The organism is Bauldia sp., from assembly GCF_020442045.1.
Classification (GTDB): Bacteria; Pseudomonadota; Alphaproteobacteria; order Rhizobiales; family Kaistiaceae; genus Bauldia.
Window position 1 is genome coordinate 1 of the sequence record NZ_JAGRLA010000149.1, and the last position, 9,488, is coordinate 9,488.

A 9,488-nucleotide genomic window follows, 5' to 3' on the forward strand; every position below is an offset into this window, starting at 1 on the left:
ATCGACGAGCATCTCGACATGCTGATGGTGTGCCACCATCTCGATTCGTCGATCCCCGAGGACGTCGCCTTCGCGGAGAGCCGCATCCGCAAGGAGACGATCGCGGCCGAGGATATCCTCCACGATCTCGGCGCCTTCTCGATGATGGCCTCGGACAGCCAGGCGATGGGCCGCGTCGGCGAGGTGCTGATCCGGACCTGGCAGACGGCGCACAAGATGAAGGTGCAGCGGGGGCCGCTGCCCGAGGATTCGTCCGGCAACGACAATTTCCGGGTCAAGCGCTACGTCGCCAAATACACGATCAACCCGGCAATCGCCCACGGCCTCGACGAGTGGGTCGGTTCGGTCGAGATCGGCAAGCTCGCCGACCTCGTGATCTGGTCGCCGGCCTTCTTCGGCGTCAAGCCCGACATGGTGATCAAGATGGGGACGATCGCCGCCGCCCAGATGGGCGATCCCAATGCCTCGATCCCGACGCCGCAGCCGGTCCACTACCGGCCGATGTTCGGCGGCTTCGGCCAGTCGATGACCCATTCGGCGGTGACCTTCGTCAGCCAGGCGGCGATCGCCGAGGGGATCACCGAGCGGCTCGGGCTCGATCGTACCGTGCTGCCGGTTCGCCATACCCGCGGCATCTCGAAGGAATCGATGATCCACAATGCGGCGACGCCGGAGATCGAGGTCGACCCGGAAACCTACGAGGTGCGCGCCGATGGCGAATTGCTGACCTGCGCCCCGGCCGAGGTGCTGCCGATGGCGCAGCGGTACTTTCTGTTCTAGGAACGGTAGGGAGAGGGTGCCGGGAGCTTCCTTCGGGAGCCGGAGCAATGAAATCACGCCGTGCCGCCTTCTGGACGCTGTTCGCCGCGACGGTCATCGTCTACGCCGTCATGATGATGTGGTCGCTGCCGATCATCGCGACGCAGGCCGGCGGCCTCACGCCCTTCGACCTGCGCCCGGCGGGCTATGGACTGACCGAGGCGCAGGCGTTTCTCGCGGCCCTGCCGGCGGACGGCGTTGCCTTCTATCTCGGCATCCAGCAGATGCTCGATACGGCCTATCCCGCGCTGCTCGGCGCGACGCTGTTCTTCGCCATAGCCGGGCTGGCGCCGGAACGGCTCGGTGTCTGGCGCTGGGTTCTCGCCGCCTTCGCGGTGCCGGGCGCCGTCTTCGACTGGCTCGAAAATGCGTCGGTGGTCGCCATGCTGAAGGCCGGACCCGACGGGGTCACGCCGGAGATGGTCGCCGCCGCGAATCGCTGGACGGTGCTGAAGAGCGCCTTCACGACGCTGGCCATGGCGATCGTCGTGGTGCTGCTGGTCCGGTGGTTCATCGACCGGCGGCGTCGGCACGCTGCGGGGGAGGTCTCATCGACATGATCCGCGCGACCCATGTCCGGCCCGCCGGCGAATGGCCGGAGCCTGCGACCGACACGGTGCTGCTCGACCACGACCACCGGCATCGCCGGCGGCTTGCCATGCGCGGGGCCGGGGGACTCGATTTCCTGCTCGACCTTGCCGAGGCGACGACGTTGCGCGACGGCGACGGCCTGGTTCTCGATGACGGCCGGGTGGTCGCGGTGAAGGCGGCGGCGGAGCCGCTGACCGAGATCCGGGCCGCCGACACCGCCGCGCTCGTCCGGCTCGCCTGGCACCTCGGCAACCGCCACCTGCCGGCCCAGCTCGACGGCGACCGGCTGCTGATCCGCCGCGACCATGTCATCGAGGCGATGCTGGTCGGCCTCGGCGCCGCGGTCGCCCATGTCGACGCGCCCTTCGATCCCGAGGGCGGCGCCTATGGCCACGGGGAGGAAGGCCGCTCCGGTCACGGGCACGGCCATCACCACAGCCATGCTTGAACGAAGGCCACCGGACACGGCATCCGACACCGACGCGCTTGCCGGCGCGCTGGTCAAGCTGCTGGCCTGGCTCTCGCCGTCCTTCCCGGTCGGCGCCTATACCTACAGCCACGGCCTCGAATGGGCGATCGAGGACGGCACGGTCGGCAGGGCCGCCGACCTCGAACAGTGGCTCGGCGCGGTGCTGCGCCACGGCGGCGGGCGGAACGACGCGATCCTGTTCGCCCATGCCCATCGGGCGGCGTGGGATGACCGGGTCCAGGAATTGCGGGACATCGCGGCGCTGGCCGCGGCCTTCCAGCCGTCGCGCGAGCGCCATCTCGAGGCGACCGCCCAGGGGCGCGCCTTCCTGGTCGCGGTGTCCGGCGCCTGGTCCAACGACCGCCTTGCCCATCTGGCGGAGGTGCTTGGAGCTGACGCGGCGGTTGCCTATCCGGTCGCGGTGGCGATCGCGGCGGCCGCCCACCGCATTCCGATCGACATGGCGCTGGTCGCCTGCCTCAATGCCTTCGTCGCGAATATCGTCTCGGCCGGTATCCGCGCCATCCCCATCGGCCAGACCGACGGCCAGAGGGTCATCGCGGCGCTTGCCCCGGTCTGCCGGGAGGTCGCCGAAGCGGCCGCCGTGGCGGACCTCGACGAACTCGGCGGCATGGCGCTTCGCGCCGATATCGCCAGCATGAAACACGAAACCCAGTATACGAGGCTGTTCCGCTCATGAATCCCTCGCCCAATGGTCCGCTCCGCCTCGGCATCGGCGGCCCGGTCGGTTCCGGCAAGACTGCGCTCACCGACGCGCTCTGCAAGCGTCTCGCCGGCGACTATGACATCGCGGTCATCACCAACGACATCTACACGCGGGAGGATGCCGAATTCCTCATCCGGTCCGGCGCGCTGCCGGAGGCCCGCATCCTCGGCGTCGAGACCGGTGGCTGCCCGCATACCGCGATCCGCGAGGACGCCTCGATCAATCTCGCGGCGGTCGCCGACCTGCGGAGCCGCTACCCGAAGCTCGACATGATCCTGATCGAATCGGGCGGCGACAACCTGGCCGCGACCTTCTCGCCGGAACTCGCGGATTTGACGATCTACGTCATCGATGTATCGGCCGGCGACAAGATTCCGCGCAAGGGCGGGCCGGGGATCGTCCGCTCCGATCTGCTGGTCATCAACAAGATCGACCTCGCGCCGATGGTCGGCGCGTCGCTCGGGGTGATGGAGCGCGACGCGACGAAGATGCGCGGTGGCCGGCCGTTCGTCTTCGCCAACATGAAGGATGGCACCGGCCTCGACGAGGTCGTCGCATTCCTCGAGTCGCAGGGCGGGTTGCGGCCCGCGGCCTGATCCGTTGCGGCGGTGCAACAAGACCCGGCTATCGTCGTCGCGGGCCTCGCTTTCCGGGTCTCGGGGGGCTATGGTCCCCCCGCCGGTATCGGTGGAGCCTGTATGCCAGTCATCAACCGTTTGGCGGATTTCCAGGACGATATCGTCGCCTGGCGCCACGAGTTTCATAGCCACCCCGAGATTCTCTACGACGTCCACCGGACGGCGGCGTCGGTTGCCGAGAAGCTGACGTCCTTCGGTCTCGACGAGGTGACGACCGGGATTGGCCGGACGGGGGTCGTCGGGGTGATCCGCGGCCGCAGCGACGGCGGCCGGGTGATCGGGCTGCGCGCCGATATGGATGCGCTGCCGATCAAGGAAACGACCGGCAAGCCCTACGCCTCGACGATCGACGGCCGGATGCATGCCTGCGGCCATGACGGGCACACGGCCATGCTGCTCGGCGCCGCGCGATATCTGGCCGAAACCCGCAATTTCGACGGGACCGCGGTGGTCATCTTCCAGCCCGCGGAAGAGGGCGGCGGCGGCGGCAAGGCGATGGTCGAGGACGGCCTGATGGAGCGCTGGGGCATCGAGGAAGTCTACGGCATGCACAACATGCCGGGGATTCCCGTCGGCGAATTCGCCATCCGGCCGGGTTCGATCATGGCGGCGACGGACGACTTCACCATCGACATCACCGGTGTGGGAGGCCATGCCGCGCAGCCGCATGTTTCCGTCGATCCCGTGGTGGTTGGCGCGGCCATCGTGCAGGCGCTGCAGTCGGTTGTGTCGCGCTCGGTCAACCCGGTGGAATCGGCGGTGGTCTCGGTAACCAAATTCCACGCCGGCGACGCGCTCAACATCATTGCCGAGACGGCGCATCTCGCCGGCACGACCCGAACCCTCGATCCGACCGTCCGTGACCTTGCCGAGAGCCGGATTCGCACCATCGTCGAGTCGATTTCCGCGGCTCATGGCGCGCGGGCGACGCTGGATTATGTCCGGAACTATCCCGTCACGGTCAACAACGACGCGGCGACGGAATTCGCCGCCATGGTCGCGGCCGACGTTGTCGGCGCCGACCGCGTCGATACGGATGTACAGCCGCTGATGGGCGGCGAGGACTTCTCCTACATGCTCGAGGAGCGGCCGGGGGCCTTCATCTTCGTCGGCAACGGCGACAGCGCCGGGCTGCATAGTCCCGCGTATGATTTCGACGACGATGCGATCCCGATCGGGTGCTCCTACTGGGTTCGCCTCGTCGAGACCGCGCTGCCGGTCGATTCGGGCCGCTCCTGATCCGGGGGGTCGCGTCGGCGACCGTCGATCGTGTATATGGGCGCCAGCAAAACCGAGACGAACCCATAGATGCAGATCATCAATTCCATTCGCGCGTTCCTGAAGCCAGATCCCAAGGGGCCATGGGACGTTGTCGCCCGGCTCTTCCGCGAGGGGTGGCGGAAATACCTTCCGGGCTATGCGATCGCCAGCTTCTTCATGGTTTTCGTCGCGGGAACGACCGCCCTGACCGCGTGGATCATCGGCGACGTCGTCGATCAGGTCTTCATCGATCGCAGCGTCACCCAACTCATCATCCTCGCGACCGCGGTGGTGGTCATTTCCTCGATCCGCGGCATCTCGATGTACGGATCGACCGTCGCGCTGGCCCGCACCGGCAACGCCGTCGTCGCCGACATGCAGAAGCGCGTCTACGATCATGTCCTCAACCTTGGTATCGCCTATTTCGACAAGACCCATTCGAGCATGCTGATCACGGCCGTCTCGAACCGCGCCGGGTCGGCCTCGGCGGTGCTCAGCACGGTCCTCACCAGCCTGGTGCGGGACCTGCTTTCGGTGGTCGGCCTGGTCACCGTGATGATCATCAAGAGCCCGTGGCTTTCGGTGGTCGTGATCGTGATCGGTCCGCTCGCCCTGTTCGGCGTCGGACGGCTGGTGCATCGCATTCGTTCGGTTGCCCGGTCGGAATTCGCGGGCATGCAGCAGATCATCGCTTCGATGCAGGAAACCGCCATCGGGATTCGGGTGGTCAAGGCGTTCAATCTCGAATCCGCGATGCGGACGCGGATGACATCCTCGATCGAATCGGTGCGCCGGCGGGGCAACAAGATCTCGCAGATCAAGGCGCGCACGTCGCCGCTGATGGAGACGCTGGGCGGCTTCGCGGTCGCCGGGGTCATCCTGTGGGCCGGCTACGCGACGATCTACGAGGGACAGAAGCCCGGCGCCTTCATGTCCTTCATCACCGCGATCCTGCTCGCCTACGAGCCGGCAAAGCGCCTCGCCAATACCCGTGTCGGGCTGGAGCGCAACGTCGTCGGTGTCCGCTTCGTCTACGACATCCTCGACACTCCGGCTACGATGGATACCAATCCGGACGGTCCGGACCTCGAGATCACCGCCGGGGAAATCCGTTTCGACGACGTGAATTTCGGATACCGGAAGAAGAAGCTGGTGCTTCGCGACTTCAAATTTCAGGCAGAGGGCGGGAAGGTGACGGCCCTGGTCGGGCCCTCCGGCGGCGGCAAGAGCACGATCATGAACCTGATCGAGCGCTTCTACGACATCCGGAGCGGAACGATCACCATCGACGGGCAGGACATCTCGAAGGTCCGGATCGCGTCGCTGCACGACCAGATCGCGCTGGTCAGCCAGCATACGACGATCTTCCGCGGCACGATCCGCGAGAATATCCGCTTCGGACGGCCGAGCGCCACGGATGAGGAGGTCGAGACCGCGGCGAAGAACGCGATGGCCCACGACTTCATCATGGCGACGCCGGACGGTTTCGAGACCGAGCTCGAGGAAGGCTCGGGCCTGTTGTCCGGCGGTCAGCTCCAGCGGCTGGCGATCGCCCGGGCGATGCTTCGCGACGCGCCGATCATCCTGCTCGACGAAGCCACCTCGTCCCTCGATTCGGAATCGGAGCACCAGATCCAGGTTGCCTTCGAGCGGCTGATGGCAGGCCGGACGACGATCGTCATCGCCCACCGGCTGTCGACGGTGCTCGGCGCCAGCAAGATCTGCGTCGTCGAGGACGGCAAGATCACCGAGAGCGGGCGGCATGCCGAGCTGCTTGCGGCCGGCAAGCGCTACGCACGCCTCTACCAGCTCCAGTTCCAGGATCATCCGACCGACGACGATGACGAGGAAGGCGAGCCGAAGGTGGCGAGCGTCGGCTAGCCATCGGCCGGTCCGCGGACCCGCCCGGACCGCGGGACGGAACGTCAGGGCAAGGACACCATGCGCAAGCTTCAGGTTCAGGGCGTTCACCACATCACCCTTGTCGGGGCGGACCGGCAGACCTCGATCGACTTCTGGGAAGGCGTCCTCGGCATGCCCTTCGTCTTCGAGCAGCCCAACCTCGACGTGCCGGCCGAAAGCCACCTCTATTTCGATCCCGGCGACGGCCGGCTGATCACGGTCTTCACCAGCGAGGAGCGCAAGCCCGACCCAAGGCGGACGTCGACCGACATCGGCGCCGTCCACCACATCGCCTTCTGGGTATCGCGGGCGACCTTCTCGCAGGCCGTCGAACGGCTTGACGAGCGCGGCATCCGGCATAGCGGGGTGAAGGATCGCGGCTTCATGGATTCGATCTATTTCCAGGATCCGCTCGGGCAACTGATCGAGCTCGCCGCCTACCGCTTCTTCCCGCCCGAGGGCGTGACCCACGGCGAGGTGCTGCTCGAGGCCCACAAGATCAGGGTGGCGCGCGGCGACTACAACATCACCGAGGTCCACCTCGCCGACGCGATCGAAGACATCACGCGCCGCCGGCGCGAGAGCCTTTCCGACGACCGGCTGCCGAGGGACCCCTACCGGAGCTGAACCGGGCGACGGCTCCGGCGCCTGCCCTCGAGCCAGGCCCCGGATATGCGCCCTGCCGTTCAGCCCCACGGACCGGGCGGACGGGGCGGCGGGGCGCCGGCATCGCTGCCGATCCCGGGTGTCGCCGCGGTGCCGTCGGCGATCGACGGCGTGGTTCCCGTATCGATGCCGCCGGCATATTTGGCAAGCGCGGCGATGCGATCCTCGATCGGCGGATGGCTGGCGAAGAGGCCGGCGAAGCCGCTCGCCCTTGGCAGGTCGATGAACATCTGCTGGACCTGCGACGGCGCCTTCAGTTCCGAGTGGCCGGCGATCTTGCGCAGCGCGGAGATCATCGCATCCGGGCTCTTGGTCAATTCGACCGCGCCGGCGTCGGCCAGGTATTCGCGCTTGCGGGAGATCGCGAAGCGGAGGGCGATGGCGAGGAAGCGGGCGAGGATGAAGATGGCGATCGCGACGAGGATCAGAACGATGACGCCGCCACCGCCCTTGCCGCCGGAGCTGCTGCTGGAGGAAGAGCGTCGCGACCGTCCGGAGGTGTAAAGGAGGGCGCGCGGGCTCCTGACGAGGAGGTCGCCGACCAGCGTGATGATGCCGACAAAGACCGCGGCGATGACCAGCAGCTGGACGTCGCGGTTGCGGATATGGGTGAGCTCGTGGGCGAGCACCGCCTCGAGCTCGGCGTCGTCGAGCGACTCGACCAGGCCGCGGGTGACGGTGATCGAGTAATGTTTCTCGCGGATGCCGCTGGCGAAGGCGTTGCGCGCGTCGGTGTCGATCATCCGCAGCGTCGGCATGGTGATGCCGCGGCTGATGCAGAGATTCTCCAGGAGGTTCCAGAGCCGCGGGTTGCCGCGCCGGTCGAGGACATGGGCGCCGGTGGTGGCGTCGATGATGCCCTGATGGGCGAAGAAGGCGATGCCCCACCAGACCAGCGAGCCGGCGATTGCGATCGGCACCAGCACCGGCATGAGATCGATCGCGGTTTCGAATCCCTCGCCGACATCCGGATTGTCGAAAGCGGCGATCACCAGGGCGAATCCGAAGCAGATGAGGAGGAGCAGGAAGGGGAAACCGGCGAGCAGAAGCACAGACTTCAGCCGGTTGTTCCAGATGTGGGTCTGAAGGCCGTAGGATCCCATCGGCGCGGCCTATCCGATCACGGCGCGCCCCGCGCCCCCTCCGCCATCGCTTCGCGATGGCCGCTGCCCGGTCGTGCCGGGGACAGGCGGTCCTCCGCCGGACGGCGGAGGATCGGGGTGGGTCCGCCCGTAATGTCGCACGGCCGGTGACCCATGATCCGCCTCGTTCAGAACTTGACCGAGGGCGGGACGGCGACCGCCGCCGCCTCGGTCTCGTCGAGCTCGAAGAATTCCCGGCCGGTGAAGCCGAACTGGCGGGCGATGAGAACCGCCGGGAACTGCTCGATCGAGGTGTTGTATTCCTGGACCGAGTTGTTGAAGAAGCGCCGCGAGGCGGCGATCTTGTTCTCGATGTCGGAAAGCTCTGCCTGGAGCTGGAGGAAATTCTGGTTGGCCTTGAGGTCGGGATAGGCCTCGGACAGGGCGAAGAGCTGGCGGAGCGCGCCGGTCAGCATGTTCTCCGCCTTGGCGGCGGCCTCCGGGCCGCTCGCCGCGACGGCGGCATTGCGGGCGGCGGTCACCGCCTCCAGCGTCTCGCGCTCGTGGCCGGCATAGCCCTTGACGGTCTCGACGAGGTTGGGGACGAGGTCGTGCCGCTGCTTGAGCTGGACCGAGATATCGGACCACGACTGGTTGACGGTCTGCCTGAGGCTGACCAGCCGGTTGTAGAGAAAGACCAGGTAGATGGCGATCAGGACGATGACGCCAATCACGATCCAGCCGACGGTGCCCATGGGATATCCTTCCGCCTGAGTTCAATCCGGCGAGAGCTTATCAGGCGCGGTCGAGTCGGGCCACTCGGGGCCGATCAGGGCCTCCCACTCCTCCTCGCTGGCCGGCCAGGCGGGCATCGGCCTGCCTGCGGCCTTGGCTTCGAGGAACGGACGGATCATCACATGGATCTCGCGGCAATGGCGCTGGTAGCAGACGACGTCGGCGGTGGTGCATCGCCGGGCCCGGCGGCAGGCCTTGAACGTGCAGATCTCGGCGAGCCCGAGCGCCGTGCAGATCATCCTGTGGATTTCCGGCATGCGCCTGCGGATCGCTTCCGCTTCCGCGAGGCTTTCCGCGTCCGTCTTCTTCGCCATGGCCATGCCTCATCGTTTCCGCGGCCGTATCCAGCCCGGATCGTTGACAGTCCCTGCAATCCCCGGCGATGCCGGGGGTGGCGGGCGACGGCAGCCGCCATCGCAAGGGAAACGCCGGCGGCTTCCGCCGCCCGCCCGGCGACTTGTCGCCATCCGGTCCATGCTCCGGCCGCGCGGGCAGGTGGGCGCCCGCGCGCCTTAAGGCGGGTCATGTCCCGCAGACCC

11 protein-coding genes are annotated in these 9,488 nt (G+C 67.3%); 8 read left to right on the top strand and 3 right to left on the bottom strand.

Annotation, left to right across the window (positions count from 1 at the left end):
* From KDJ86_RS16645 to KDJ86_RS16680, 8 genes are all read left to right on the top strand, one after another.
* Positions 1–780, top strand: a 780-nt coding sequence (locus tag KDJ86_RS16645) for an urease subunit alpha (RefSeq protein WP_291748358.1), incomplete at its 5' end; no start/stop codon positions are given.
* 47 nt (positions 781–827) lie between these two features.
* Positions 828–1,379, top strand: a complete 552-nt coding sequence (locus tag KDJ86_RS16650) for a hypothetical protein (protein ID WP_291748361.1) — start codon at positions 828–830, stop codon at positions 1,377–1,379.
* Positions 1,376–1,858: an urease accessory protein UreE gene (locus tag KDJ86_RS16655; protein WP_367116837.1), complete on the top strand. Its 483-nt coding sequence runs from the start codon at positions 1,376–1,378 to the stop codon at positions 1,856–1,858. The genes KDJ86_RS16650 and KDJ86_RS16655 overlap by 4 nt, the downstream gene beginning before the upstream one ends.
* Complete coding sequence (locus KDJ86_RS16660; RefSeq protein WP_291748364.1) at positions 1,851–2,579, top strand: urease accessory protein UreF; 729 nt, start codon at positions 1,851–1,853, stop codon at positions 2,577–2,579. Before KDJ86_RS16655 ends, KDJ86_RS16660 begins: the two co-directional genes overlap by 8 nt.
* A complete protein-coding gene (gene ureG, locus KDJ86_RS16665) occupies positions 2,576–3,202 on the top strand; it encodes an urease accessory protein UreG (protein WP_291748365.1) in 627 nt (208 codons plus the stop codon). The genes KDJ86_RS16660 and ureG overlap by 4 nt, the downstream gene beginning before the upstream one ends.
* A 102-nt stretch (positions 3,203–3,304) precedes the next feature.
* Complete coding sequence (locus tag KDJ86_RS16670) at positions 3,305–4,483, top strand: M20 aminoacylase family protein (protein ID WP_291748368.1); 1,179 nt, start codon at positions 3,305–3,307, stop codon at positions 4,481–4,483.
* Positions 4,484–4,552: 69 nt separating this feature from the next.
* The gene (locus tag KDJ86_RS16675; RefSeq protein ID WP_291748373.1) at positions 4,553–6,385 is read left to right on the top strand and encodes an ABC transporter ATP-binding protein; all 1,833 of its coding nucleotides are present in this window, start codon (positions 4,553–4,555) and stop codon (positions 6,383–6,385) included.
* A 60-nt stretch (positions 6,386–6,445) separates the two neighbouring features.
* Positions 6,446–7,033: a VOC family protein gene (locus KDJ86_RS16680; RefSeq protein WP_291748375.1), complete on the top strand. Its 588-nt coding sequence runs from the start codon at positions 6,446–6,448 to the stop codon at positions 7,031–7,033.
* A 59-nt stretch (positions 7,034–7,092) separates the two neighbouring features.
* Here KDJ86_RS16680 and KDJ86_RS16685 read toward each other — a convergent pair whose 3' ends face one another.
* From KDJ86_RS16685 to KDJ86_RS16695, 3 genes are all read right to left on the bottom strand, one after another.
* Entirely contained in the window at positions 7,093–8,175 is a 1,083-nt protein-coding gene (locus tag KDJ86_RS16685) for a M48 family metallopeptidase (RefSeq protein ID WP_291748377.1), read from the bottom strand.
* A gap of 167 nt (positions 8,176–8,342) precedes the next feature.
* Positions 8,343–8,909 carry a LemA family protein gene (locus KDJ86_RS16690; protein ID WP_291748379.1) on the bottom strand — a complete coding sequence of 189 codons (567 nt, stop codon included), beginning with the start codon at positions 8,907–8,909 and terminating at the stop codon, positions 8,343–8,345.
* A 21-nt stretch (positions 8,910–8,930) separates the two neighbouring features.
* Positions 8,931–9,263 carry a hypothetical protein gene (locus tag KDJ86_RS16695; RefSeq protein ID WP_291748382.1) on the bottom strand — a complete coding sequence of 111 codons (333 nt, stop codon included), beginning with the start codon at positions 9,261–9,263 and terminating at the stop codon, positions 8,931–8,933.
* Between the last annotated feature and the right edge of the window lie 225 nt (positions 9,264–9,488).